This window comes from Terracoccus luteus (genome assembly GCF_003635045.1).
Taxonomy (GTDB): domain Bacteria; phylum Actinomycetota; class Actinomycetes; order Actinomycetales; family Dermatophilaceae; genus Terracoccus; species Terracoccus luteus.
On the sequence record NZ_RBXT01000001.1, the window covers coordinates 3,474,496 to 3,499,599 of the forward strand.

19 protein-coding genes, 2 tRNA genes and 1 pseudogene are annotated in these 25,104 nt (G+C 71.7%); 14 read left to right on the forward strand and 8 right to left on the reverse strand.

Annotated elements, in window-relative coordinates:
• The first annotated feature begins 4 nt into the window (after window positions 1–4).
• The 10 genes from recF (at window position 5) to DFJ68_RS15710 (ending at window position 10,972) form a co-directional block, all read left to right on the forward strand.
• Window positions 5–1,309, forward strand: coding sequence for a DNA replication/repair protein RecF (gene recF, locus DFJ68_RS15665; RefSeq protein ID WP_121034532.1), 1,305 nt, complete (start codon window positions 5–7; stop codon window positions 1,307–1,309).
• Complete coding sequence (locus tag DFJ68_RS15670) at window positions 1,302–1,964, forward strand: DciA family protein (protein ID WP_308331523.1); 663 nt, start codon at window positions 1,302–1,304, stop codon at window positions 1,962–1,964. The genes recF and DFJ68_RS15670 overlap by 8 nt, the downstream gene beginning before the upstream one ends.
• Before the next feature lie 96 nt (window positions 1,965–2,060).
• Complete coding sequence (locus DFJ68_RS15675) at window positions 2,061–3,566, forward strand: protealysin inhibitor emfourin (protein ID WP_121034534.1); 1,506 nt, start codon at window positions 2,061–2,063, stop codon at window positions 3,564–3,566.
• 229 nt (window positions 3,567–3,795) lie between these two features.
• Window positions 3,796–6,030 carry a DNA topoisomerase (ATP-hydrolyzing) subunit B gene (gyrB, locus tag DFJ68_RS15680; protein WP_420823663.1) on the forward strand — a complete coding sequence of 745 codons (2,235 nt, stop codon included), beginning with the start codon at window positions 3,796–3,798 and terminating at the stop codon, window positions 6,028–6,030.
• A gap of 171 nt (window positions 6,031–6,201) precedes the next feature.
• Window positions 6,202–9,033 (forward strand): DNA gyrase subunit A, encoded by a 2,832-nt coding sequence (gyrA, locus tag DFJ68_RS15685; RefSeq protein ID WP_121034535.1) that lies wholly within the window; start codon window positions 6,202–6,204, stop codon window positions 9,031–9,033.
• A complete protein-coding gene (locus DFJ68_RS15690) occupies window positions 9,030–9,635 on the forward strand; it encodes a DUF3566 domain-containing protein (protein ID WP_121034536.1) in 606 nt (201 codons plus the stop codon). Before gyrA ends, DFJ68_RS15690 begins: the two co-directional genes overlap by 4 nt.
• A gap of 209 nt (window positions 9,636–9,844) precedes the next feature.
• Window positions 9,845–9,921 (forward strand) — tRNA-Ile (locus tag DFJ68_RS15695).
• Between the two features lie 25 nt (window positions 9,922–9,946).
• Window positions 9,947–10,153, forward strand: a complete 207-nt coding sequence (locus DFJ68_RS15700) for a DLW-39 family protein (protein ID WP_121035445.1) — start codon at window positions 9,947–9,949, stop codon at window positions 10,151–10,153.
• A gap of 30 nt (window positions 10,154–10,183) precedes the next feature.
• Window positions 10,184–10,259: transfer RNA gene (locus DFJ68_RS15705), tRNA-Ala, on the forward strand.
• A gap of 179 nt (window positions 10,260–10,438) precedes the next feature.
• The gene (locus DFJ68_RS15710; protein WP_245963695.1) at window positions 10,439–10,972 is read left to right on the forward strand and encodes a hypothetical protein; all 534 of its coding nucleotides are present in this window, start codon (window positions 10,439–10,441) and stop codon (window positions 10,970–10,972) included.
• A 95-nt stretch (window positions 10,973–11,067) separates the two neighbouring features.
• On the opposite strand, the gene DFJ68_RS15715 is transcribed toward DFJ68_RS15710, so the two are convergent.
• From DFJ68_RS15715 to DFJ68_RS15725, 3 genes are all read right to left on the reverse strand, one after another.
• Entirely contained in the window at window positions 11,068–12,375 is a 1,308-nt protein-coding gene (locus tag DFJ68_RS15715) for a carboxypeptidase regulatory-like domain-containing protein (RefSeq protein ID WP_170165793.1), read from the reverse strand.
• A gap of 436 nt (window positions 12,376–12,811) precedes the next feature.
• Window positions 12,812–14,011, reverse strand: a complete 1,200-nt coding sequence (locus DFJ68_RS15720; RefSeq protein WP_121034538.1) for a hypothetical protein — start codon at window positions 14,009–14,011, stop codon at window positions 12,812–12,814.
• Window positions 14,012–14,143: 132 nt separating this feature from the next.
• Entirely contained in the window at window positions 14,144–14,605 is a 462-nt protein-coding gene (locus tag DFJ68_RS15725; RefSeq protein WP_121034539.1) for an antitoxin, read from the reverse strand.
• 165 nt (window positions 14,606–14,770) lie between these two features.
• Between DFJ68_RS15725 and DFJ68_RS15730 the strand changes: the two genes are divergently transcribed.
• Window positions 14,771–15,289 (forward strand): peptidylprolyl isomerase, encoded by a 519-nt coding sequence (locus tag DFJ68_RS15730; protein ID WP_121034540.1) that lies wholly within the window; start codon window positions 14,771–14,773, stop codon window positions 15,287–15,289.
• Between the two features lie 142 nt (window positions 15,290–15,431).
• Window positions 15,432–16,388 carry a rhomboid family intramembrane serine protease gene (locus tag DFJ68_RS15735; protein WP_245963696.1) on the forward strand — a complete coding sequence of 319 codons (957 nt, stop codon included), beginning with the start codon at window positions 15,432–15,434 and terminating at the stop codon, window positions 16,386–16,388.
• Between the two features lie 258 nt (window positions 16,389–16,646).
• Here DFJ68_RS15735 and DFJ68_RS15740 read toward each other — a convergent pair whose 3' ends face one another.
• On the reverse strand, window positions 16,647–16,898 hold the full coding sequence (locus tag DFJ68_RS15740) for a cell division protein CrgA (RefSeq protein WP_121034541.1): 252 nt from the start codon (window positions 16,896–16,898) through the stop codon (window positions 16,647–16,649).
• Window positions 16,899–17,191: 293 nt separating this feature from the next.
• On the opposite strand from DFJ68_RS15740, the pseudogene DFJ68_RS15745 reads away from it, so the two are divergent.
• Both DFJ68_RS15745 and DFJ68_RS15750 read left to right on the forward strand, forming a co-directional pair.
• Window positions 17,192–17,841 (forward strand): annotated as a pseudogene (locus tag DFJ68_RS15745) (DUF881 domain-containing protein).
• Window positions 17,842–17,869: 28 nt separating this feature from the next.
• Window positions 17,870–18,538, forward strand: a complete 669-nt coding sequence (locus DFJ68_RS15750; protein ID WP_121034542.1) for an aminodeoxychorismate/anthranilate synthase component II — start codon at window positions 17,870–17,872, stop codon at window positions 18,536–18,538.
• A gap of 68 nt (window positions 18,539–18,606) precedes the next feature.
• On the opposite strand, the gene pknB is transcribed toward DFJ68_RS15750, so the two are convergent.
• The 4 genes from pknB to DFJ68_RS15770 form a co-directional block, all read right to left on the reverse strand.
• The gene (pknB, locus tag DFJ68_RS15755) at window positions 18,607–20,664 is read right to left on the reverse strand and encodes a Stk1 family PASTA domain-containing Ser/Thr kinase (protein ID WP_121034543.1); all 2,058 of its coding nucleotides are present in this window, start codon (window positions 20,662–20,664) and stop codon (window positions 18,607–18,609) included.
• 106 nt (window positions 20,665–20,770) lie between these two features.
• Window positions 20,771–22,231 carry a peptidoglycan D,D-transpeptidase FtsI family protein gene (locus DFJ68_RS15760; RefSeq protein ID WP_121034544.1) on the reverse strand — a complete coding sequence of 487 codons (1,461 nt, stop codon included), beginning with the start codon at window positions 22,229–22,231 and terminating at the stop codon, window positions 20,771–20,773.
• Entirely contained in the window at window positions 22,228–23,640 is a 1,413-nt protein-coding gene (locus DFJ68_RS15765; RefSeq protein WP_121035448.1) for an FtsW/RodA/SpoVE family cell cycle protein, read from the reverse strand. Before DFJ68_RS15765 ends, DFJ68_RS15760 begins: the two co-directional genes overlap by 4 nt.
• Window positions 23,637–25,103: a PP2C family protein-serine/threonine phosphatase gene (locus DFJ68_RS15770; RefSeq protein WP_121034545.1), complete on the reverse strand. Its 1,467-nt coding sequence runs from the start codon at window positions 25,101–25,103 to the stop codon at window positions 23,637–23,639. The genes DFJ68_RS15765 and DFJ68_RS15770 overlap by 4 nt, the downstream gene beginning before the upstream one ends.
• Between the last annotated feature and the right edge of the window lies 1 nt (window position 25,104).

A 25,104-nucleotide genomic window follows, 5' to 3' on the forward strand; every position in this document is an offset into this window, starting at 1 on the left:
GACCGTGCACGTCCGTCACCTCACGCTCAAGGACTTCCGCAGCTACCCCGAGGCCGAGCTCGCGCTCACCCCGGGGGTGACGACGCTCGTCGGCCTCAACGGCCAGGGCAAGACGAACCTCGTCGAGGCCGTCGGCTACCTCGCCACGCTCGGCTCGCACCGCGTCGCCACCGACCAGCCGCTCGTCCGCTTCGGGGCGGCGCAGGCGATCGTGCGCGGCGCGGTCGTGCGCGACGGCCACGAGACGATGGTCGAGCTCGAGATCACGCCCGGCCGGGCCAACCGGGCCCGGCTCGGTCGCTCCCCGGTGTCGCGGCCGCGTGACGTCCTCGGCACGGTGCGCACCGTGCTCTTCGCCCCCGAGGACCTCGCCCTCGTCAAGGGCGACCCGTCCGAGCGGCGGCGCTTCCTCGACGAGCTGCTCGTGCAGCGCCAGCCCCGCTGGGCCGGGGTGCGCGGCGACTACGACAAGATCGTCAAGCAGCGCAACGCCCTGCTCAAGTCGGCCGCGCCGGTGCTGCGCCGCGGTGGGCGCCGCGGCCCGGCCCGCCCGCCCCGCCCCGACGAGCCACCCGTCGACGAGGCCCGCGCCTCCGCCCTGCACACCCTCGACGTGTGGGACGACCACCTCGCCACCGTCGGCGCCCAGCTCGTCTACGCCCGGCTGCGGCTGCTGCGCGACCTCGTCCCCGACCTGTCCGAGTGCTACGACCAGGTCAGCGCCGCCGCGTCGAACGCCCGCGCCACCTACCGCAGCTCGCTGCACGAGCAGCTGGCCGCGCGCATCGCCGACGGCGAGGTGCCCGAGATCGACGAGCTGCGCGCGGGCATGATCGAGAGCCTCGCGCAGGTGCGGGGGTCCGAGATCGAGCGGGGCATCTCGCTCGTCGGCCCCCACCGCGACGACCTCGTGCTCTCGCTCGGCGAGCTGCCGGCCAAGGGCTACGCCAGCCACGGCGAGTCGTGGAGCTTCGCGCTCGGCCTCAAGCTCGCGGCCTACCGGCTGCTGCGCCGCGACCTCGGCGACGACCCCGTACTCGTGCTCGACGACGTCTTCGCCGAGCTCGACTCCGGTCGCCGCGAGCGCCTCGCCGCGCTCGTGTCGGGGTGCGAGCAGGTGCTCATCACGGCCGCCGTCGGGGCCGACGTGCCCGACGTGCTGCGCGAGCAGGGCTCGACCTTCGAGGTCGTGCTCGGTCAGGTGCAGTCGGCGGGCGGGCTGGACGACGAGGTCGTTGAGGGTGTCGACGTCGACGCCGACGCCGACGCCGACGGCGCGGAGCCGGTGGACGGTGACACCGGTGCCTAGGCGCCCGGATGCCGGTGGGCCGCCTCCCGAGGGCGGTCCCGCCGACGACGGGGCGGTGCCCGAGGCCACCGGACCGGACGCCGGCTCGGCCCCCGCCGACGACGGGGGCGCCCCGGACGGCGGGCCGGGCGGACCGGCATCCGACGAGGCGACCCGCATCTCCGACGCGGCGGCGTCCGCCCTGGCCCGGGCGCGTGCGTCGGCGGCCGAGAAGGGCCTGCGGCCCGGCATGCGGCCCAAGAAGAAGAAGTGGGCCCCGGGCGTCGCGCCGATGCTGTCGGGGTCGGCCCGTGACGGCCGTGACCCGGCGCTGCTCGGCGACCAGCTCGACCGGCTGCTGCTCGACCGCGGCTGGAAGGTCGACGTCGCCGTCGGGTCGGTCATGGGGCGCTGGCCCGACATCGTCGGGCCCGACGTCGCCGGGCACGTCGAGCCGCTCAGCTTCACCGACGGCGTGCTCACGTTGCGCGCCGACTCGACCGCGTGGGCCCAGCAGATGCGGCTGCTCGCCTCCTCGGTGCTCGCCCGGGTCGAGGAGGAGATCGGGCCCGGCCAGGTGAGCGAGCTCAAGGTGCTCGGGCCGAGCGCACCCTCGTGGCGGCACGGCGCGCGGCGCTCGCCCGACAGCCGCGGGCCCCGCGACACGTACGGGTGACCGGTGCGCGTGGGCCGGCCGCGGCCCACGCCGCTCGTCCACAGGGGCAGGGTCCGCTCCCCGCCGATTGTCGGTGAGTCGGAGCAGACTGCTGCCATGACGACGACGAGCCCGACCCCCGCGACCGGCCACGAGGCACCCCACAGCTGCACGATCGTGCCGCCCTACGTCCTCGAGGCGCTGGCCTCGAGCGACGAGCCGGCGGTCGCCGAACGGGCCCGCGCGGCGCTCGAGCGCGACCGGGCCATCCGCTCGGCCCGGCGCTCGCCCGAGGCGGGTCGCGGCACGGCGACGGGGGCGCCCACCCCGGCCGACCAGAGCGGCGAGGGCCCGTCGGAGGGGGCCGCGGGCGAGGGCCCGAAGCGCACCATCGGCGACGCGAAGAGCTCCGAGACCACGCCCGGCACGACGGTGCGCGCCGAGGGCGGGCGGGCGACCGGCGACCCCGCCGCCGACGAGGCCTACGACGGTCTCGGTGACACGTGGCAGCTGTGGTGGCAGGCGTACGAGCGTGACAGCCTCGACGGCAAGGGGATGCCGCTGCTCGCCACCGTCCACTACGGCACGAACTACGACAACGCCTTCTGGGACAGCACGCAGATGGTGTTCGGCGACGGCGACGGGGTGATCTTCGAGCGCTTCACCAAGAGCATCGACGTCATCGGCCACGAGCTGGCCCACGGCGTCACCGAGCACACCGCCGGCCTCATGTACTCCGGCCAGTCGGGTGCGCTCAACGAGTCGGTCAGCGACGTCTTCGGCAGCCTCGTCAAGCAGTTCACCCTCAAGCAGGATGCCGCGTCGGCTGACTGGCTCGTCGGGGCCGACCTGCTCGCGCCCGGCGTGAAGGGCCGCGCGCTGCGCGACATGCGCAACCCTGGCACCGCCTACGACGACCCGCGTCTGGGCAAGGACCCCCAGCCCGCCCACATGCGCGACTACGTGCGCACGAGTGACGACAACGGGGGCGTGCACATCAACTCCGGCATCCCCAACCGGGCGTTCGTGCTCGCGGCCACCACCATCGGGGGCAACGCGTGGGAGGTCGCGGGCGCGATCTGGTACGCGGTGCTGAGCGGTGACGGCATCAGGGCCGACTGCGACTTCGCCACCTTCGCCGGCCTCACCGTCGACGCCGCGGCCGCGGCCCACGGCGACGGTTCGGCCCAGCAGGGCGCCGTGCGTCAGGCGTGGGTCGAGGTGGGCGTGCTCGGCATGGACGGTACTGACGATGCCGCCGGTGGCGCCGCGGTGCCCGGGTCCGCCGACCCGTCGAGCGAGACCCCGAGCGGCGAGGCCCACGGCGACGTGCCGTCGGCCGACACCCAGGTGCAGCTGCGCCGCACCGGTGGCTTCGCGGGTCAGGTGCGTGAGCGGCAGGTGCTCATCGGCGAGCTGCCCGAACCCCTGGCCCGCGGTTGGCAGAGCCTGCTCGTCGAGCCGACCCTGCAGCGCATCGCCGCCGTGGCCGACCAGCCCCGGCCCGACGCGTACTGCTACTCCGTCGTCTGCCAGCCGGTCGACCTCGACGTCACCGTGGCCGAGCCACACCTGCCCGAGTCGATCCACCAGCTCTTCGAGCGCACCCTCGACATCGACTGACGGTCGCGCCGCACCAGGCCGAGGCGCGAGCCCATCCGACGGGCTCCGGAAGGGGCCCGCAGACCCGCTGGAGGGCCCGGTCCCGATCCCCCACACGGATCACGGGGTGGCACGACGGGAAAATGGCCGTGTGGGGCCTCCTGAGGCGGGTTCTCGGCCCGGGGACCGGTACGATGGAGGCAGAAACGGCTCGACCCCACCCACCCCGGGTCGGGCCGCATCGCTGCCCATGAGGAGAGACGTGTCCGAGGCCGACCTGCCCGACCAGCTGCGCACCGACACCGAGGGAGGCGCCGCCCCCGAGAGCGTCCTCGATGACGCGCCCCCGCCCACCGGCATCCCCCAGACGAGCGAGCCCGCTGGGCCCAGCACCCCGATCGCCGACGACCGCCCCAACGGGGTCGACTACGACGCGAGCGCGATCACCGTGCTCGAGGGCCTCGAGGCCGTGCGCAAGCGCCCCGGCATGTACATCGGCTCGACGGGCGAGCGCGGCCTGCACCACCTCGTCTACGAGATCGTCGACAACGCGGTCGACGAGGCGCTCGCCGGCTACGCCGACACCATCGACGTCACCCTCCAGGCCGACGGCGCCGTCCGGGTCCGCGACAACGGCCGCGGCATCCCCACCGACATCCACCCCGTCGAGAAGATCAGCGCGGTCGAGCTCGTGCTCACCCAGCTGCACGCCGGCGGCAAGTTCGGTGGCGGCGGCTACAAGGTCTCCGGCGGCCTCCACGGGGTCGGCAGCTCGGTCGTCAACGCCCTCTCGACCCGGCTCAAGGCGACGGTGCGTCAGAAGGGCCACGTCTTCCGCATGAGCTTCAGCAACGGCGTCCCCGACGGGCCGCTGGAGCAGCAGGAGGCGACCGACGAGACCGGCACGACGATCACGTTCTGGGCCAACGCCGACATCTTCGAGACGGTCCACTACGACTTCGAGACGCTGCGCGCCCGTATGCAGCAGATGGCCTTCCTCAACAAGGGCCTGCGCATCAACCTCGTCGACGAGCGTGTCGAGGCCGCGGACGCCGGCGAGGTCGACCTCGACGACCTCGACGGCGAGCTGACCGAGGTCGAGAGCAGCGCGGCCGACGACGACGGCGCCGCAGCGGGCACCGAGGCCGGCGACCCGGCATCCGGGAAGAAGACCGTCACGGCCAAGAAGGTCAGCTACTGCTACGACGACGGGCTCGTCGACTACGTCAAGCACCTCAACAGCAGCAAGCGCAGCGAGCCGGTGCACCCCGACATCATCTCGATCGAGGTCGAGGACGAGGCCCGTTCGCTCAGCCTCGAGCTGGCGATGCAGTGGACCAACGCCTACAGCGAGTCGGTCCACACCTACGCCAACGCCATCAACACCCACGAGGGCGGCACGCACGAGGAGGGCTTCCGGGCAGCGATGACCAAGCTCGTCAACGAGTTCGCGCGCAAGCAGAGCCTGCTCAAGGACAAGGACGAGAACCTCACCGGCGACGACGTCCGAGAGGGTCTCACCGCCGTCATCAGCGTCAAGCTCGGCGAGCCCCAGTTCGAGGGCCAGACGAAGACGAAGCTCGGCAACTCGGAGGTCAAGGGCTTCGTCCAGCGGGCCATGACCGACGAGTTCGGCCACTGGCTCGAGGCGCACCCGAGCGAGGGCAAGGACATCGTGCGCAAGTCGGTGCAGGCCGCCGCCGCACGCATGGCCGCCCGCAAGGCCCGTGAGGCGACCCGGCGCAAGGGCCTGCTCGAGTCCGGCGGCCTGCCCGGCAAGCTCAAGGACTGCCAGAGCAAGAACCCGGCCCTGTCCGAGGTCTTCATCGTCGAGGGCGACAGCGCCGGCGGCTCGGCGACGCAGGCGCGCAACCCGCACACGCAGGCGATTCTCCCGATCCGCGGCAAGATCCTCAACGTCGAGAAGGCGCGCATCGACAAGATCCTCGCCAACCTCGAGGTCCAGGCCCTCATCTCCGCCTTCGGCACCGGCATCGGTGAGGACTTCGACATCGAGAAGGCCAGGTACCACAAGATCGTGCTCATGGCCGACGCCGACGTCGACGGCATGCACATCCGCACGCTGCTGCTCACGCTGCTCTTCCGGTTCATGCGCCCGCTCATCGAGGCCGGCTACGTCTACCTCGCGCAGCCGCCGCTGTTCCGCCTGCGCTGGAGCAACGCCGACCACCAGTTCGCCTACAGCGACCGCGAGCGCGACGGCCTGCGCCAGCTCGGCGAGAGCAAGGGCTGGCGTCTGCCGAAGGACAACCCGATCCAGCGCTACAAGGGTCTCGGCGAGATGAACTACCAGGAGCTCGGCGAGACGACGATGGACCAGAGCACCCGCACCCTCCTGCAGGTGACCCTCGACGACGCAGCCAAGGCCGACGAGGTGTTCGCCGTCCTCATGGGTGAGGACGTCGAGAGCCGCCGCAGCTTCATCCAGAAGAACGCGCGCGACGTGAAGTTCCTCGACATCTGACCCACCCTCCCGGATGCCGGTGGGCCCGTTCCACGTGAAACGAGCCCACCCCCGGCGGGGCGACGCACCCGCGGAGCCGACCGGCATCCACCCGCACGACCGAGTACTGCCTGCACCGCCTGCACCGCCTGCACGACCTGCGAACTCGACTGACACGACGAAGGATCCGACGTGAGCGACGACCTGCCCCCCATCGACGGCGACGAGCCCGAGCAGCCCGACCTGCCCGACGGTCTCAGCGACATCCTCGGTGACGACGACGCCACGGGCGACGACAGCGACCTCGACGCCCTCGGCTCCTCGTCCGGTGACGACGCCGCAGCCGGTGGCGGCGTGCTCGCCTCCGACGAGGGTGACCCCGACGCCCGCGCCGTCGTGCCGGTCGACCTCCCGCAGCACGACCGCGTCGAGCCGATCGACCTCAACACCGAGATGCAGCGCAGCTACATCGAGTACGCGATGTCGGTCATCGTCAGCCGTGCGCTGCCCGACGTGCGCGACGGCCTCAAGCCCGTGCACCGCCGCATCGTCTACGCGATGTACGACGGCGGCTACCGTCCCGACCGCGGCTACAACAAGTGCGCGCGCGTCGTCGGCGACGTCATGGGCCACTACCACCCGCACGGTGACACGGCGATCTACGACGCCCTCGTGCGCCTCGTTCAGGACTGGTCGCTGCGCTACCCGCTCGTCGACGGCCAGGGCAACTTCGGCTCGCGCGGCAACGACGGCGCGGCCGCCCCCCGGTACACCGAGTGCCGGATGGCCTCGATCGCCATGGAGATGGTGCGTGACATCGACCAGGACACGGTCGACTTCGTCCCCAACTACGACGGCAAGACGATGCAGCCGGCCGTGCTGCCGAGCCGCTTCCCCAACCTGCTCGTCAACGGCTCGGCCGGCATCGCCGTCGGCATGGCCACGCAGATCCCGTCGCACAACCTGCGCGAGGTCGCCGAGGGGGCGCAGTACTACCTCGACCACGCCGACATCGGGCGCGAGGAGCTGCTCGAGGCGCTCCTCGGCATCATCAAGGGCCCCGACTTCCCGACCGGCGCGCTCATCATGGGCCACAAGGGCATCGAGGATGCCTACCGCACGGGCCGCGGCTCGATCATCATGCGCGCGGTCGTCGAGGTCGAGGAGATCCAGAACCGGCAGTGCCTCGTCGTCACCGAGCTGCCGTACCAGGTCAACCCCGACATGCTCGCCCTGAAGATCGCCGACCTCGTCAAGGAGGGGCGCGTCTCCGGCATCGCCGACATCCGCGACGAGACGTCGGGCCGCACCGGCCAGCGCCTCGTCATCGTGCTCAAGCGCGACGCCGTGGCCAAGGTCGTGCTCAACAACCTCTACAAGCACACGCAGCTGCAGACGACGTTCGGCGCCAACATGCTCGCGCTCGTCGACGACGTGCCGCGCACGCTGCCGCTCGACGGCTTCATCCGGCACTGGGTCGACCACCAGATCGAGGTCATCGTCCGGCGCACGCAGTTCCGGCTGCGCAAGGCCGAGGCCGACATCCACGTGCTGCGCGGCTACCTCAAGGCCCTCGACATGCTCGACGAGGTCATCGCCCTCATCCGCGCCTCGCGCACGGTCGAGGACGCCCGCACCGGCCTCATGTCGCTGCTCGACATCGACGAGGTGCAGGCCCAGGCCATCCTCAACATGCAGCTGCGCCGCCTCGCCGCCCTCGAGCGCGAGCGCATCCAGGAGGCGCACGACGAGCTGCAGCGGATGATCGACGAGTACCACGCGATCCTCGCCTCGCCGCAGCGCCAGCGCGACATCGTCTCCGAGGAGATGGCCGGCATCGTCGAGAAGTACGGCGACGAGCGCCGCACGACGATCCTGCCCTTCGACGGCGACATGGCGATGGAGGACCTCATCCCCGAGGAGGACGTCGTCGTCACCATCACCCGGGGCGGCTACGCCAAGCGCACCCGCGTCGACCAGTACCGCTCGCAGCGGCGCGGCGGCAAGGGTGTGCGCGGTGCGAGCCTGCGCGGTGAGGACGTCGTCGAGCACTTCTTCACGACGACGACCCACCACTGGCTGCTCTTCTTCACCAACCTCGGCCGGGTCTACCGGGCCAAGGCCTACGAGCTGCCCGAGGGCTCGCGCGACAGCAAGGGCCAGCACGTCGCCAACCTCATGGCCTTCCAGCCCGGCGAGCAGATCGCCCAGGTGCTCGCCATCCGCGACTACACCTCGGCCGACTACCTCGTGCTCGCCACGCGGGCCGGCCTCGTCAAGAAGACCCGCCTCGGCGACTACGACTCGCCGCGCTCGGGCGGGCTCATCGCCGTCAACCTGCGCGACGGCGACGAGCTCGTCGGTGCCGGCCTCGCCAGCAACCGCGACGACCTGCTGCTCGTCTCGCGCAAGGGCCAGTCGGTGCGCTTCACGGCGACGGACGCCGTGCTGCGCCCGATGGGACGGTCGACCTCGGGCGTCACCGGCATGAAGTTCCGATCCGGCGACGACCTGCTCGCGATGGCGGTCGTCGAGGAGGGTGAGAGCCCCGACGTGTTCGTCGTCTTCGAGAACGGCCTGGCCAAGCGCACCCCTGTCAGCGAGTACCGGCTGCAAGGCCGCGGCGGCCTCGGCATCCAGGTGGCCAAGCTGAGCGACAAGGGCGGCGACCTCGTCGGCGCCCTGACCGTCAGCGACACCGACGAGGTCATGGTCGTCATGGAGCGCGGCAAGATCGTGCGCTCGCGGGTGAGCGAGGTGCGCCACACCGGCCGCTCGACGATGGGCGTCATGTTCGCCTCGCCCGACAAGGGCGACTCGATCGTCGCCGTCGCCCGCAACGCCGAGACGGTCGTCGAGGCCGAGCTGGCTGAGGCCGAGGGCGAGGCGGGTGACGGTCCGGACACGGGTGCGTCCGAGCAGGGTGCGCCCGCTACGGTTCCGGCGACGGATGCCGTACCGTCGGACGGGACCTCATCTGAGCAGGGCACTCCGCCCGAAAGCGACAACGGAGATGACGAGTGAGCACGACCAGTTCCCGCAGTTCGGTCGGCACGTCCGGCTCGTCCGGCTCGTCTCAGTCCGGTGACGGCGGCACGGCTCTCTCCCGCGGTGCGATCACCAACCGCACCGCGCCGCAGCCCCAGGTGAGCAGCGGCTCGGGCTCGTCGGGGTCGTCCGGCTCCTCGTCGGCCTCCGGGACGCAGACCGCGCCCCGTCAGGGCACGGCCAAGGGCTCGTCGGCCCCGCGTCGCAAGGGCCCGCGGCGCGTCCGCCTCGCGGTCGCCCGGGTCGACCCGTGGTCGGTCATGAAGATGAGCTTCCTGCTCTCGGTCGCCCTCGGTATCGCGGGCGTCATCGTCACGGCCGTGCTGTGGATGATCCTGTCGACGATGAACGTCTTCAACGACGTCGAGACGGTGCTGCAGTCGCTGCAGAGCACGACGACGTCGGCGCCGTTCTCGATCCGCGACTACGTCGGCTTCGGCCGAGTCGTGTCGCTCTCGATCGTCATCGGGGTCATCGACATCATCCTCATGACGGCCGTCGCGACGGTCATGGCCTTCCTCTACAACATCTGCTCGGCCCTCGTCGGAGGCCTGCAGCTCACCCTCACCGACGACTGACGCACCACCCGCCGAGGCCTCGTCAGGGCCCCGGTCACCCGCCGACGGATGCCGTCGTGCCCACCCGGGCGCGACGGCATCCTCGCGTCACGGGCACATCACGGGGACCTCAGGACGGGTGGGCGGGGCCGTTTTGGAACCGGCCCCGGGCATCGGGTAACGTTGCGCCTCGCGTCGGGCTTTCGGGCCCGGTCGTGCAAGGGTGCGATGGGCCTATAGCTCAGACGGTTAGAGCGCTTCCCTGATAAGGAAGAGGTCGGAGGTTCAAGTCCTCCTAGGCCCACCATCACCACCCACCGAGAGGGATGCCGATGCTCAAGCGCCTCGTGCTCGTGGCCGCCACCGCCGCAGCGGCCGTGTTCGTCCGGCAGAAGGCCAAGCAGCAGCAGGCCGAGCAGGACCTCTGGACGCAGGCCACCGACGACGTCCGGGCCAGCTCGACGCCGACGCCCATGTCGGCACCTACCCCGTCGCCCGCGCCCACCGCGCCGATCGACGAACCGCCGGCTCACTCCTGAGCCACCGGCCCGCCCCGGCGGGCCACCCGAGGGGCCATGGCGCAATTGGTAGCGCACCTGCTTTGCAAGCAGGGGGTTAGGGGTTCGAGTCCCCTTGGCTCCACCACTCATTTCCCACGGCACCGAGTTGCTTGTGGCGCGGTCATCCCACCTACTTTCGCGATCACCTTGATGGCGTTCATGTTCCGTCGGCGTCGCTGGACCATTGCCATGGCGCCGCACTGATGATGGTCGGCGGCCGGCGTCGCGTTAGCTTCTCGCCGATGCGACTGCGAAGCTTCGTCAGTGGACGGCTACCGGCGGCATGCGCAGACGATGATTCCTACGGAATATGCGCTCGAATTGGCCGCCGTCGACGCCCTCGCCCTTCGCTTGGCCAGCCACATCACCGAGACGCGCGACGATATCGCAGCCATCCACGTCCACAACGCCAAGAGCCTGGCGGTGCAGTCCCACTTCTCCAGGCTCCTGCGTCTCGAGATGGGGTTCGGTGAGGAGGTCGTGCTGACGCCGCAGAGCGGCTTCGTTACCCAGGCTCGACCGGACTTCTTCTTCCGCTTGTCACCGGGCAGGGGGGTCATCGCCGAGGTGGAGCGGGGTGGTACGACCACCAACAACCACGACCTCAAGGACTTGTGGAAGGCACACCTGTCGCCGGATTCGCACCACCTCTTCCTCATCGTCCCGTGGAACAACTGGAAGGCCGACGGTACGGCCCGAGAGCGACCATTCCAGCTGGTCGCACGTCGCATCGGCGCCTTCTTCGGTGACCCCCGAAGAGAGATCGACGTCCTGAGTGCTCACATATTCGCGTATTAGTCGTCGACTTTCGTCACCGGAAATGGGGCTCATGCATGACGGTGAAAGATCGTGGTCACCTCATCTCACTTGACGAGAGGGACCCCGCAGCACTGTCACGGCAGATGGAAGGTGATCGTCTTGCTCTCCCCGCGACCAAGGGTGACGGGCGTGGCGTCGTCCTGGGACGTCGCACCGTCGTACCAGTAGTTCTGACCGGTGGCGGGGTCCTGCAGCTGGATGACGAAGGAGCCCCCGGGCAGGGCGTTCGACGTGCACATGCTCGAGTTGTAGATGTCGAAGTCGCCGATGTACTCGCCGCTGCCGAGCCTGACGAAGCCGATGAAGGTGCGGGTGGTGGGCCGACCGTCGGCCTCGATGACGGCCACCGTCAGATGGCCACCCGGGGCGACCTGGAAGTCGACCGTCGCCTGGCCGCCACTCGTGACCGTCACCGGTGTGGCAGAAGCCAACGAGTCCGCGTCCCCCGCCCACTCCGGGGCGAAGGCTTCGTAGTCGGCCGCGTACACGAGAGGACGGTAGGTGCCGGGCTCGACCCCGGTCTTCGTGAAGCGACCGTCGGCATCCGTCTCGACTGCCAGTGGTCCCTCGCCCGCGCCCGCGCGCCCAGGGAACCGTCCGGTGAGGTCGACCCAGGCGTTCGCGACCGGCTGCCCCGCCGCGTCGGTGACCCGGCCGGTCACCGTGCCCGCCGAGGCGAGGGCGACGTCGCGGACCGTCCTCGTGCGACCGACGCCCACCCCGATGAGCGTGGCGTCGGCCTGGCTCGACGCGCCGAAGGCCCACGTCGTGTAGCTCGTCCCGCGCAGGTTGAACGCAAGGGCGAAGCGACCGGCGGGCAGACCGGTGAGCCGCCAGCGCCCGTCGGCACCGGTGCACGTCGAGACAGCCGTCACATAGTCGCCGGCCCACCCTCGCAAAGCGGACGCGCAGACTCCCGCCAGCGGGCTCCCGCTCGCCGCATCCACCGCTCGCCCGGTGAGGGTGGCGCCGGGCGCGAGCGAGGCGTTGAGGGAGGTCGACCGGTTGGCCCGTACCGCGAAGGTGGTCGCACCGCCCAGGGTGATGCGGCCGTCGTAGAACTCCTCGGCGAAGCGGCCGGCGTCGTCGGTGAACCGCGCGGTGTAGCGCCCGGTGGGCACGTCCGCCGAGAAGGTGCCACTGGCATCCGTGCACCCTCCCCAGAGCCCGTTCCACAGCTGTGGGTCCGGCAGCGCGAACAGGGTCACGCACACCCCGCCGACCGGTCTGCCGGTCGCGTCGGCGCGCACCACACCCGTGACCGTGCCGGTCGCCGGGGTCGCCGTGTCCTCCGCGTGAGCGAGGGTGGGGGCGGCCAGGCCGGTGGCAGCGAGCAGGGAGGTGACGACGGCAACCCCTGCCCGCCTCAGTGCTGTGCGCATCGAGGCGTCCTTCATGTCGACGGTGACAGCCCGACGGTCCCGACGAGCGAGCCGAAACGTAGCAGCGGAGGGCGCCTCAGCGACAGACCCACGACACACACACGGGAGACGAGCGACGGATGCCGTCATGCCGTGACCCCCACGCACCGCCAACTGTCGGTTGTGTCCGGTTTTCAGACACCTCGACCTGAGAATCCGCGGCGAGGTCGTACAGATTTCACTGAATATCTCGCGCAGTCGTGTGACTCCTGCGTATAGTCGTGCCTGCGAAGGGTTGGGCCCGCACGAACCGCGCCCAGCCCTTCTGCATGTGTCGGCTCGCACTGCTCCCCTGTCTGTGCGAGCCGGCTCATGCGAAGAGAGGGCCCGGATGCCGTTGGCATCCGGGCCCTCTCTCTGTCTCGGCCGGTTCAGCCGGCCCTGCTCGTGACGAGCGTCAGTTGGGCTTGACGTCGCCGAACTCGCCACCGACCCGGCGGGGGGCCGCGTCGCCGGTCACGGCGTCGGCGCCGGTGTCGCCGGGGGCGTCCGTCGTCTCGCCCTCGGTCACGTCGTCGCTGGGGTCCGACTGCGCCTTCGCCTTGGCCTCCTCGGCCTTCTGCTTGGCGTCGGCCGCCAGGTCGTCGACCTTGTCGTTCGCGTCGTCCACGAGCTCTCCTGATCGGTCCTTGGCGTCGGCGAGCGCCGACTGCCCCTTGGCGGCCAGGTCGCCCGCCTTGTCCTTGGCCTTGTCGGCCGCGTCGCCCAGCTTGTCCTTGGCGTCGTCGAGGGCTGAGCCGGCCTTGTCCTTGAGCGACGCACCGGTGGTGGCCGTCGAGTCGCCGGCCGAGCTCCACGTGCCCGACCCGTTGTCGAGCGGGGTCGCCCACGGGTCGTCGGCCTGACGCTGCTTGCGGAACGCGGCCGCGCCGGCGAGCAGGGCGGCGCCCAGACCGATGACGATGAGCCACTTGCCCTTGCCGGAGCGCGGCTTGGCCACCGCGTCGCCCTTGAGCACGTGGTACGCGCCGCGGGCGCGGTCGGAGCCGACGTGCGCCGTCTCGCGCGCGAGGTCGAGGCGGGGGGCCGCCACGTCCTTAGCCTGCTCGGCGCCGGCCGTGAAGGCGGTCACCGCAGCGGTGGCAGCGGCGCCGAGCCGGGGCACGACGCCCTTGCTCCACGTCGACTGCGCCGAGTCACGGGCGTGCTCGAGCTTCGGCTTGGCCCGGTCGGCGGCCTCCTTGGCCCGCTCGGCCGCCGCCTCACGGGCGGCCTCGCTCGCCGCGGCGAGCCGCTCCCTGGCCGCCTCGGTCGCGTCGTGCAGCGCGGGGCGGGCGTTCTCGCGCACCAGCTCATAGCGCTCCTTCGCCGCCTCGGCGGCGTCGTGCAGCACGGGCCGGGCGGCGTCGCGGGCCGCCTCGTAGCGGTCGCGGGCGAGGTCCGCGGCGTCGTGCAGGACGGGCTTCGCGGCATCCTTCGCAGCGTCCTTCGCAGCGCCGTAACGGTCGGCCGCGGCCTCACGGGCGTGTGCGGCCTCGTCGGCCGCCAGCCCCTTGAGCGCGTCGTACCGGTCAGCCGCCGTCGAGCCGAGGTCGGACGCGGCGCTGCGCACCTGGTCCGCCGCGGCCTCGGTGCGGGACTGCTTCTTGCCGAACATAAAGCCTCCTAAGGTCTGCTCGTTGATACCCATCCTGTCAACAACGGTCACGCGCCGCCGTCACGGGTCGACCCTCGGTCGGTCGGGTCCGACCGGGCCGTGGGCCACCCCCGTGACGGGGCGCGCGTCGTCTCAGGCGCCGGCCGGCGGCCGCGGCGCCAGGGGGTCGGATGCCGGGGGAACCTCGGTCAGCGGGTCGGTCACCGGGTCGGCGAGCGGGTCGGTGCGCGGCGCCGTCTCCGGAGGCAGGTCGTGACCCGCGACGGGCTCGGACACCTCGGGCGGGTTGACCGAGCTCGGCGTCGCCCCGGCATCCGTCATGCCGGCACCGGTCGCCCCGGCGGCGCCCGGGGCGGTGTCGCCCTCGGCCACCTTGTCGACGCCCTTGCCGATCTGCTCCTTGGCCTTGGCGATCTTGTCCGTGTACTTGCCCTCGGTGCGCTGGTCGATGGCGGCGCCGGCCTTGTCGACGACGCCGTCGATCTTCTCGCGGTTCTCGGCGGCGAGGCTGGCCGCCTTCTCGCGCGCCTGCTCGGCCTTCTCGGTGAGGCCCATCTCGTCGGCCTTCTGCTTCATCTTGTCCAGGAACGACATCTCGGTTCTCCCATCGTCGGTGCTGGTCGTGACGACCCGATCCTTCACCCGCACCAACGCCCGGTCCACCCCTGCCGTTCCGAGCCGCCGCCGTACGGTCCACAGGACGAGCCGCCGCCCCACCGCAGGGCGGGCAGGCCGGCCCTCCCGTGCGAGGATTGGGCCATGAAGGCAACCCTGCACACGAACCACGGCGACATCGTCGTCGACCTCTTCCCGCACCAGGCGCCGAAGACCGTCGAGAACTTCGTCGGCCTCGCGAAGGGCGAGAAGGAGTACAAGGACGACGCCGGTCGCACCAACCCGACCCCGTTCTACGACGGCCTGATCTTCCACCGCATCATCCCCAACTTCATGATCCAGGGCGGCTGCCCGATGGGTCAGGGCTTCGGTGGCCCGGGCTACACGTTCGACGACGAGATCAGCCCCGACAAGGACTTCACCAAGCCCTACGTGCTCGCCATGGCCAACGCCGGCAAGCGCATGGGCAAGGGCACCAACGGCTCGCAGTTCTTCATCACCACCGCCGCGACCACGTGGCTGCAGGGCAAGCACACGATCTTCGGCGAGGTCGCCGACGCCGCCTCGCGCGAGGTCGTCGACACGATCGGCGCCGTCGCCACCGGTGCGAACGACAAGCCGGTCCAGGACGTTGTCCTGGAGTCGGTCACGATCGAGGACTGACCTCCCGCAGCCGGTCTCGGCTGCACCCACCAGCACCACCGCCTGACCCCGGGCCGCCCCGGCGGCCCGGGGTCAGGCGTACCACCACCCGGTCGAGCTGTGCGAGCCGCTCGCCGGACCATCCGACCCAGAAGGACGAGCGTTGTCCGACAACGGAACCGGCGGCCAGCCCCCGACGGGCGACGGGAACACCGGCCCCGGCGTGCCCGCCCCCGCCCCCTCGGTGTGCCCCCGTCACCCCGACCGCGAGTCGTACGTGCGCTGTCAGCGCTGCGGCCGCCCCGCCTGCCCGGAGTGCCAGCGCCCGGCCCCCGTCGGCATCCAGTGCGTCGACTGCGTGCGCGAGGCCGCCCGCACCACGCCCGGCACGACGACCGTCTTCGGTGGCCGCGTCACCGACGGCCGACCCGTCGTCACCTACGCCATCATCGCCGTCTGTGCCGTCGTCTACCTGCTGCAGCGGGTCGACCCCGGCATCACCGACCGCTTCGCGTTCCTGCCCGCCCTCGGCTGGACCGAGCCGTGGCGCTTCGTCACCGCGGCCTTCCTCCACTCGCCCTTCACGTTCTTCCACATCCTGCTCAACATGTTCGCGCTCTGGTCGCTGGGCCAGTACCTCGAGCCGATGCTCGGGCGGGCCCGCTTCGCCGCGCTCTACCTCATCAGCGGCATCGGGGGGCAGGTCGCCGTGACGCTGCTCGCCGGATCCCCGACCATCGACGGCCTCAACGCCGGCATCGACCAGTCGTGGCTCACCTCGGTCGTCGGTGCCTCGGGCGCGATCTTCGGCCTCTTCGGCGCCCTGCTCGTGCTCAACCGCCACCTCGGCCGCTCGTCGTCGGCGATGTACGTGACGATCGCCATCAACGCCGTCTTCGGCTTCCTCTACCCGGGCATCTCGTGGCAGGCCCACCTCGGCGGCTTCGTTACCGGCCTCGCCTGCGCCGGCGTCATCGTCGCGCTGCGGTCTCGGCAGGTGCGACACCTCGTCTGGGCCGCGCTCGGCGGGGTGCTCGTGCTGCTCGTCGTCATCACCGTCGGCAAGTACCTCACCCTGCCCGACGCCGTCCGCCTCATCAGCAGCCGCGACTTCTCCTGAGTCGTCGAGGCTGTGCCCACAGCCTGTGGACAACCGTGTGCACCGAATGACACCGGTGTCGTTCGTGCACAGGTTGTGCACGACCTGGGGATAGTTACACCCGTGTCATTCGTCCCCAGCTGTGGATGGGTCTGTGGACAACCCGGGGACGCGCGAGACCCCGCCGACCGGCCGCCACCGCCCCGCAGGGGTTGACGACGACCGCTCGACGGGGCCGGGCCCTCGGTCGCGAGGACTCGAGGGAAAAGGTGCGGGGCGTCAGCGCCAGCGCATCGTCATGATGAAGCCGCCCATGAGCAGCACGAACCCGATGCCGAGGTTCCACACGCCGATCGAGCCGATCGGGTAGCGGTACTCCGACACGTAGTAGACGACGATCCAGAGCAGACCGAGCACGAGCAGGGTGATGAACGTCGGCGCCCACCAGGTCGGGTTCGGCTCGGCGGCCTTGCTCCGGGGCGGGGGCGTGTACGCCGCGACCTTGCGGTCACGACCCTTGGACTCAGGCACAGCGCTCTCCTTGCGTGGCGTTTTGCGCCAAGGGTAGCCGCCGCGCGCGCCACGCCCACCCGGGGCGTCCGGTCGTGGGCATTTCGCAACCTGTCCGGTCCCGACGAGAATGAGGGCGGATGCCGGTGAGCCCGGTCATCGAGAAAACGCGAGAGACGCGAGGGACGCGAGAGGTGGTGACGCAGGTGGAGGGCGAGGAGACGACCCGCGGCGCACGACACCGACGCCGCGCCCGGCCGCTGTGGACCGTGCTCGTGCCCGTCGTCACCGCCGGCGCCGGGCTGATGTTCGCGATGAGCTTCCAGGCCGCGCAGGGCAGCGACCTGCGCGCCGACCGCGACCTGCCCCAGCTCATCGTCGCCGGCGACGCCCGGGTCGAGCAGCGCGCGCAGCAGCTCGACGCGCTGCGCCGAGAGGTCGACGCCCTGACCAAGGCCGACGCCCCCACCGACACCCGGCTGGCCGGGCTGACCTCGACCGCGGAGCGGCTCGCCTCCACCGCCGGCACGACGGCCGTCAGCGGCACCGGCATCGAGGTGACGCTCGACGACTCGAACCGGTCGCTCGACTCGCTCCCGGGCTTCACCGGCGACGACGTGGTCGTGCACCAGCAGGACGTCCAGGGCGTCGTCAACGCCCTGTGGCGGGGGGGGCCGAGGCGATGATGATCCAGGACCAGCGCGTCGTCTCCACGAGCGCCGTCCGCTGCGTCGGCAACACCCTCATCCTCCAGGGCCGGGTCTACGCGCCGCCGTACACGATCAGGGCGATCGGCGACGTCGGCGCCATGCAGCGCAGCCTCGACACCGACCCCACCGTGGCGCTCTACCAGCAGTACGTCGAGGCAGTCGGGCTCGGGTACGACGTCCAGACCCCCGGCACCGTCGAGCTGCCCGCCTACTCCGGCTCCGTCGACCTGCAGCACGCGACGCCCCTGTCATGACCGCCCCCGACCCAGACCAGGACTCCTCGTGAGCGACACCAGCGACACCACCACCGGCGCCACCACCGCGCCCCGCATCCTCGTCGTCGACAACTACGACAGCTTCGTCTACACGATCGTCGGCTACCTCGAGCAGCTCGGCGCCGACTGCCACGTCGTGCGCAACGACGCCGTGTCGGCATCCGAGGTCGGCGGCTACGACGGCGTGCTCGTCTCGCCCGGCCCCGGTACGCCCGAGGACGCCGGGGTGTCGACGGACGTCATCCGCGAGTGCGGGCGGCGCGGCGTGCCGATGTTCGGGGTGTGCCTCGGCCACCAGGCACTCGGGGTCGTCACCGGCGCCGTCGTCGACCGGGCGCCCGAGCTGCTGCACGGCAAGACCTCGCTCGTGCACCACGACGGCACGGGCGTGCTCGCCGGGCTGCCCAGCCCGTTCACGGCGACGCGCTACCACTCGCTGACGATCGACCCCTCGACCCTGCCGCCAGAGCTCGTCGTGACGGGCCGCACCGACTCCGGCGTCGTCATGTCCGTGCGGCACCGTGACCTGCCGCTGCACGGGGTGCAGTTCCACCCCGAGAGCGTGCTCACCGAGGGGGGCCACCGGATGCTGGCCAACTTCCTCGAGCTGTGCGGAGACACCGGGGCCGTGGCCCGCTCGGCCGGTCTCAGCCCGCTCGTCACCGCCGGCTCCTGACGCGGCCCGGGAGCGTGAAGGGTCCGAGCCCCTCTGGGGGCCCGAACCCTTCACGACCTCGGTTCCGGCTACTGCTCGTCGTCGCCCTGCGGGTCGGTCGTGCGGCCGAGGCTCGGCGTCGGGCTCGGCTCGTCGACGGCCTGCTCGCCACCCTGGCCACCTGAGCCACCCTGCTGACCGGTCGGGTCGGCGGCCGGCGGCGGGGTCGTCGGCGTGTCGGTCGACGGCGGTGGGGTCGTCGTCGTCGAGCTCGGGGTCTCACTGGGGGTGTCGCTCGAGGTCGGCGTCTCGGTCGGCGTCTCGGGCGGCGCGGTCACCGTCGTCGTGACGGTCGTCGGCGGGGTCGTCGGGGCGGCCGCGACGGTCACCTCGATCGTGCTCCCGACCGGTACGACCTTGCCGGCGTTGGCGACCTCGAGCACGGTGCCGGCGGCCGTGTCGGCCGCCTCCTTCTCGACGCGCGAGTACTTCAGCTTGAGGTCGTTCAGCTGCACGGCCGCGACCGAGAAGTCCTGGTCGACGAGGTTGTCGGGCACCTGCACGTTGCCGGTGGCGACGAAGAGGGTCACCTCGGCGCCCTTGCCCACCGTCTCGCCGGCGGCCGGGTCGGTCTTGGTCGCCACGCCCTTGGCCTGGTCGGGCGTGTTCTCCTCCTGGACCTCCTTGACCGACAGGCCGGCGTCGGTGAGCAGCTTCTGCGCCGCGTCCTGCTTCTGGCCCGCCACGGCGGGCACCGACACCGAGTCGGGCCCGGTCGACACCTGGTACTCGACGACGCTGTTCTCGGCCACCACCGCGTTGGCCCCGGGGTTCTGCTCGACGACGTCACCCGCGTCGACGTCGGCGCTCGCCACCTTCGTCGCCTCGCCGCGCAGCTTGCGCTCGGTCAGGGTGCGCGCGGCCGTCTGCTCGGCCATCCCCCGCAGGTCCGGGACGCTCACCTGCGCGACCTCCGGCGTCTGGTTGCCGAGCAGCGTCACCCCGCCCCAGCCGGCCAGGGCGAGCAGCCCGAGCACGAGCGCGGTGATGAGGGCGATCTTCCCGCCGCGGCCCCTGCGCTCCTCCGGCTCCTCCTCGCGCCCCACCGCCGGCATCCCGGCCGTGTTCTCCCAGCGAGCAGCCCCCGCTGCGCCCGCTGCGCCCGCCGCGAGCGACGGCTGCACGACCGTGGGCGCGCCGGCCTGGGCGTACGGCGCCGGCATCGTCTGGGTGGGCGCGGCGCCGACGGCGTCCGCCGTCCCGAGCGCGGCGTCGCTGATGGGCCGGCCGAGACGCACGTTCTCGAGGTCGCGACGGAACGACCCGGCATCCTGGTACCGGCGCTCGCGGTCCTTCGTCAGCGCGTGCAGCGTGACGGCGTCGAGGTCGCCCGCGACGGCGTCGTTGAAGATGCTCGGCGGCTGCGGGGTCTCCCCGACGTGCTGGTAGGCGATGGCGACGGGCGAGTCGCCCTGGAACGGCGGCCGGCCCGCGAGCAGCTCGAAGAGCAGGCAGCCGGTCGAGTAGATGTCCGAGCGCGCGTCGACGACCTGCCCCTGCGCCTGCTCCGGCGAGAGGTACTGCGCGGTGCCGACGACCGACTGCGTCTGGGTCATCGTCGCGGCGGTGTCGGCGATGGCGCGCGCGATGCCGAAGTCCATGACCTTGACGACGCCCTCGCGGGTCATCATGACGTTGGCCGGCTTGATGTCGCGGTGCACGATGCCCATGCGGTGGCTGTAGTCGAGCGCGTCGAGGATGCCCTCGGTGACCCGCAGCGCCTCGGTGGGCTCGAACTGGCCGCGCTCGGTCAGCTGCTCGCGCAGCGTCTGGCCGTCGACGTGCTCCATCACCATGTACGGCAGCCGCGAGACGCGCCCGTCGCTGCCGGGCTCGAGCGTCTCCTCCTCGCCGGAGTCGAAGATCGCGACGATCGACGGGTGGTTGAGGCCCGCCGCCGACTGGGCCTCGCGGCGGAAGCGCATGAGGAAGCTGGGGTCGCGGGCGAGGTCGCTGCGCAGCATCTTGATGGCGACCTGCCGCCCGAGGCGGGTGTCGTGGCCGAGGTGCACGTCGGCCATGCCGCCGTGGCCGATCAGCTCGCCGACCTCGTAACGGCCGCCGAGGATCCGGGTGTGACTGCTCACTGCTTCAACCTCTGGTCGGTGGTGCGGTCGATGGTCCCGACGGGGGTGCGGGCGCGTGACGCGCCGCCCCCCGTCTCCCCGAAGCTCGTGTCGTGCCGGATGCCGGTCACTGCAGCACCGCCTCCATGACGGCCTTCGCGATGGGCGCGGCCACCCGACCTCCACCGACCTCACTACCCGTGACGCCGCCGTCCTCGACGACGACGGCCACGGCCACCTTCGGGTCGTCGGCGGGGGCGAAGCTGATGAACCACGCGTGCGGCGGCTTGCCGGGGTCGTGCTGTGCGGTGCCGGTCTTGCCCGCGACGGCGACGCCGCTGATCTGGGCGCGGGCGCCGCTGCCGTTCTCGACGACGCCGACCATCATCGTGGTGAGGATCTGAGCGGTGCGCTCCGACACGGCCTGGCTCAGCTCGACCGGCTGGGGGCTGCCGCTGATCGTGTCGAGGTCGGCGCTGCGGACGCTGTCGATGAGGTACGGGGTCATGACGCGACCGCCGTTGGCGATGCCGGCGGCCACCATGGCCATCTGCAGGGGCGTCGTGCGCACGTCGTACTGGCCGATGGCCGACTGCGCCGCCTGCGGGGCGTTGAGGTCGGCCGGCACCGAGCTCGGCGTGACGCGCAGCGGGACGTTGAGGGTGTCGCCGAACCCGAACTTCGCGGCCTGGGCGCGCAGCTTCTCGCCACCGAGCTCGAGCCCGAGCGAGCCGAAGGCGGTGTTGCACGAGATCTCGAGGGCGCGCAGCAGCGTCGTGCGGTCGTCCGGCCCGCACGCCTGGCGGTTCTCGTTCGGCAGGTTGGTGTCGGTGAGGGGCAGGTCGAGGGTGGCCGGCCCGGGCACGCTCGAGTTCTCGTCCTGCACGAGGCCGTCCTCGAGGGCGGCGGCGGCGGTGACGACCTTGAAGGTCGACCCCGGCGGGTAGAGGTTCCCGCCGATGGCCCGGTTCGTGTAGGCCCGGTCGGGGTCGGTCGACAGCGTCTTCCACGCCGAGGAGGCGGTGCCGAGGTTGTGGCTCGAGAGCGGGTTCGGGTCGTACTCGGGGTGGCTGACCATGGCGAGGATGGCGCCGGTGCGCGGGTCGAGCGCGACGACCGCACCGCGGCTGTCGCCGAGCGCCTCGTCGGCCGCCTTCTGCGCCTTCGCGTTGAGCGTCAGCTCGATCGTCGCCCCGGCCGTGCGGCGGCCGGTGAGCAGGTCGGTCACCCGGTTGACGAAGAGGCTGTCGGAGTCGCCCGAGAGCAGGTCGTTGCTCGCGTGCTCGAGGCCGTAGGGGGCGCCGACGACGTAGGAGTAGAAGCCGGTCACCTGCGAGTAGAGCGGGCCCTGCGGGTAGCGGCGCAGCCACTGGTACTGGTCGTCGACCGGCACCGACTCGGCGATGTTCTGGCCGTCGACGACGATGGCCCCGCGCTCGCGGGAGTAGTCGTCGAGCAGGGTGCGCTTGTTCGCGGTCATCTGGCCGAGCGAGCGGGCTTGCACGGCCTGCAGCACGGTGGCCGAGACGAGCAGCGCCGTGAAGAGCAGCGCGATGAGCACGGAGATGCGGCGGATGGGGGCGTTCATCGCATCCTCACCACCTCGGTCGGCGCGGCGGCCGAACCGCTGGCCGACCCGCTGGCCGACCCGGCAGGCGTCGTCTCCGGCTCGGGCAGCGGCCGTCGGGCCTGGTCCGAGATGCGCAGCAGCAGGGCCATGATCATCCAGTTCGCGAGCAGGGACGAGCCGCCGAGCGACATGAACGGGGTGGTCAGGCCCGTGAGCGGGATGACGCGGGTGACGCCGCCGACGACGATGAACAGCTGGAAGGCGACGGAGAACGACAGGCCGAGCGCGAGCAGCTTGCCGAACCCGTCGCGCACGCCGAGAGCCGTGCGGATGCCGCGCTCGCAGAAGACGAGGTAGAGCAGCAGGATCGCGATCGAGCCGACGAGCCCGAGCTCCTCACCGAGGCTGGTGAAGATGAAGTCGCTCTCGGCGAACGAGGTGAGCCACGGCCGTCCGGCGCCGAGGCCGGTGCCGGTCAGGCCGCCGGCCGCCATCCCCCACAGGCCGTTGGCCAGCTGGTTCGACTGGTCGAGGTTGGCCTGGGTGAAGGGCTCGAGCCAGAGGTCGACGCGCCGCTGGAAGTGGGCGAAGGTCGACAGCGCGAAGGCCACGGCGGCGGCGAAGAGCAGCAGCCCGATGGCGATCCACGACACCCGCTCGGTCGCGACGTAGAGCATGGCGACGAAGAGGCCGAAGAAGAGCAGGGCCGAGCCGAGGTCCTTCTCGAAGACGAGGATGAGCAGGGCCAGCACCCACGCGACGAGGATCGGCCCGAGGTCGCGCCCGCGCGGGAAGGTGAACCCGAGCACCTTGCGGCCGGCCAGCGAGAGCACGTCGCGGGTCTGCACGAGGTAGCCGGCGAAGAACACGGCGAGGGCGACCTTGGCGAACTCGCCGGGCTGGAAGCTGAGCGGGCCGACGCCGATCCAGATCTGCGAGCCGTTGACGGTGCGCCCCAAGCCGGGCACGAGCGGCAGCAGCAGCAGCACGAACCCGGTCGCCATCGACACGAAGGTGTAGCGGCGCAGGAACCGGTGGTCGCGCAGCACGACGAGCACGGCGACGGCGAGCGCCACCCCGAGGGCGGTCCACACGACCTGTCGCGCTGCGTCGCTGTCGACGCCGCTCTGGCCCTTGGCGAGGTCGAGCCGGTGGATCATGACGAGCCCGAGCCCGTTGAGCACCGTCGTGATCGGCAGCAATAACGGGTCGGCGTAGGCCGCGCGCCACCGCACGACGAGGTGCATGACGACGACGAGGGCGGTGAACCCGCCCGCCACCGGCACGATGTTGGCCGGCACGGTGCCGCGCAGGTTGAGGTCGACGCTCACCCACGCGAGCAGCACGATGCCGACGGCGAGCAGCAGCAGCAGCAGCTCGAGCCCCCGCCGGGTGGGCGGGCTGAGGCGTTCGACGATCGTCGTCATCGCGCCACCGCCGCCGCGGTGCTCGTGGGGCCGACCGGGCGGGTGGATGCCGGTGAGCCCGGTGCCGTCGTCGCGCCCGGCGACGTGGTGGCCGGGGTGGTCGCGGGTGTCGTCGGCAGTGTCGTGGGCGCTGTCGTCGGCGAGGTGGAGGGGGTGGCCGGGCTCGTCGCCGTCACGGGGACGGAGCCGCACGGGGTGCCGGTCGAGGCGACGACCCGGCAGCGCACGGCCTCGGCGCGCAGCATCTCGACCTTGAAGCGGGCGTCGGTCAGGTCGTCGGCGACGATCGACCGCTCGACCGAGCCCTGCAGGTCGGTCGGCAGGTCGGCGACGAGCACCGAGGTGACGTCGTCGACGCTCGACAGGCGCAGCGGGCCGACGTCCTGGGCCACGCCGCGGTAGATGGCGACCCGGCCGTCGTCGGCGGCGACGTAGTACTGCGTCTTCGTCCACGCCCAGGCGGCGTAGGCGCCGATGCCGAGCACGGCCAGCACGACGAGGCCGCCGAGGGTGCGCCGCACGATGCGCGCCCCACGCCCTCCTGTGCCGTTCTCGGCGATCTCGACCCCGTCGGCATCCGGGGCCGGCTCGCCCCCGCCACGCGCGGCGGCGGCCTCGCGGGTCAGGGCGGCGGCCTTCTCGGCGGGGCTCGTCGGGATGGCGCGGGTGCGGGTGCGCAGGCGCTTGGCCGCGGCGCCGACGACCTGGGGCGCCGTGCTCGGCAGGTCGTCGCCGTCGGCGTCGACGACGTCGGCCACGATGACGGTGACGTTGTCACGGGTGCTCGCCTTGAGCGCCACCTCGATGCACCGGTCGGCCGCCGCCTCGGGCGTGGGCGCCTCGCGCAGGATCTCCTCGATGACGTCGGCGCCGACGAAGTCGGACAGCCCGTCGGAGCAGAGCAGGAAGCGGTCTCCGAGGCGGGTCTCGCGCAGCGACGTGTCGGGCTCGTCGTCGGGCTGGCCGGTCATGACGCGGGTGACGACCGAGCGCTGCGGGTGGGTGCTGGCGTCCTCGGGCGAGAGCCGGCCCTCGTCGACGAGCTGCTGCACGAAGGAGTGGTCCTTCGTGATCTGGCTGAAGCCGTCGCCGCGCAGGAGGAAGGCGCGCGAGTCGCCGATGTGGGCCATGGCGATCTTCGTGCCGGTGCGCAGCATGGCGATCGTCGTGCTGCCCATCCCGGCGAGGTCGGCGTTCTCGCGCATGGCCGCGGTGAGGCGCCGGTTCGCCTCGTGCAGCGCCCGCTCGAGCACCGCGACGGCCTGGTCGGCGCCGACGTCCTCGTCGTCGAGCGGGGCCAGCTCACCGACGATCATCGAGCTGGCGACGTCGCCCGCGGCGTGCCCGCCCATGCCGTCGGCGAGCACGAGCAGGTTCGGGCCGGCGTAGCCGGAGTCCTCGTTGCGGGCCTTCGGGCCGAGGCCGAGGTCGGAGCGCGCCGCGTAGCGCAGGGCGATGGCCATC

What these genes read in the sequence shown, in the direction of transcription:
- DFJ68_RS15675 (WP_121034534.1), top strand. Translation starts at nt 2,061, where the DNA reads ATGACGACGACGAGCCCGACCCCCGCGACCGGCCACGAGGCACCCCAC.
- gyrB (WP_420823663.1), top strand. Translation starts at nt 3,796, where the DNA reads ATGAGGAGAGACGTGTCCGAGGCCGACCTGCCCGACCAGCTGCGCACC.
- DFJ68_RS15700 (WP_121035445.1), top strand. Translation starts at nt 9,947, where the DNA reads ATGCTCAAGCGCCTCGTGCTCGTGGCCGCCACCGCCGCAGCGGCCGTG.
- DFJ68_RS15715 (WP_170165793.1), bottom strand. Translation starts at nt 12,375, where the DNA reads ATGCGCACAGCACTGAGGCGGGCAGGGGTTGCCGTCGTCACCTCCCTG.
- DFJ68_RS15720 (WP_121034538.1), bottom strand. Translation starts at nt 14,011, where the DNA reads ATGTTCGGCAAGAAGCAGTCCCGCACCGAGGCCGCGGCGGACCAGGTG.
- DFJ68_RS15725 (WP_121034539.1), bottom strand. Translation starts at nt 14,605, where the DNA reads ATGTCGTTCCTGGACAAGATGAAGCAGAAGGCCGACGAGATGGGCCTC.
- DFJ68_RS15730 (WP_121034540.1), top strand. Translation starts at nt 14,771, where the DNA reads ATGAAGGCAACCCTGCACACGAACCACGGCGACATCGTCGTCGACCTC.
- DFJ68_RS15760 (WP_121034544.1), bottom strand. Translation starts at nt 22,231, where the DNA reads ATGAACGCCCCCATCCGCCGCATCTCCGTGCTCATCGCGCTGCTCTTC.
- DFJ68_RS15765 (WP_121035448.1), bottom strand. Translation starts at nt 23,640, where the DNA reads ATGACGACGATCGTCGAACGCCTCAGCCCGCCCACCCGGCGGGGGCTC.
- DFJ68_RS15770 (WP_121034545.1), bottom strand. Translation starts at nt 25,103, where the DNA reads ATGGCCATCGCCCTGCGCTACGCGGCGCGCTCCGACCTCGGCCTCGGC.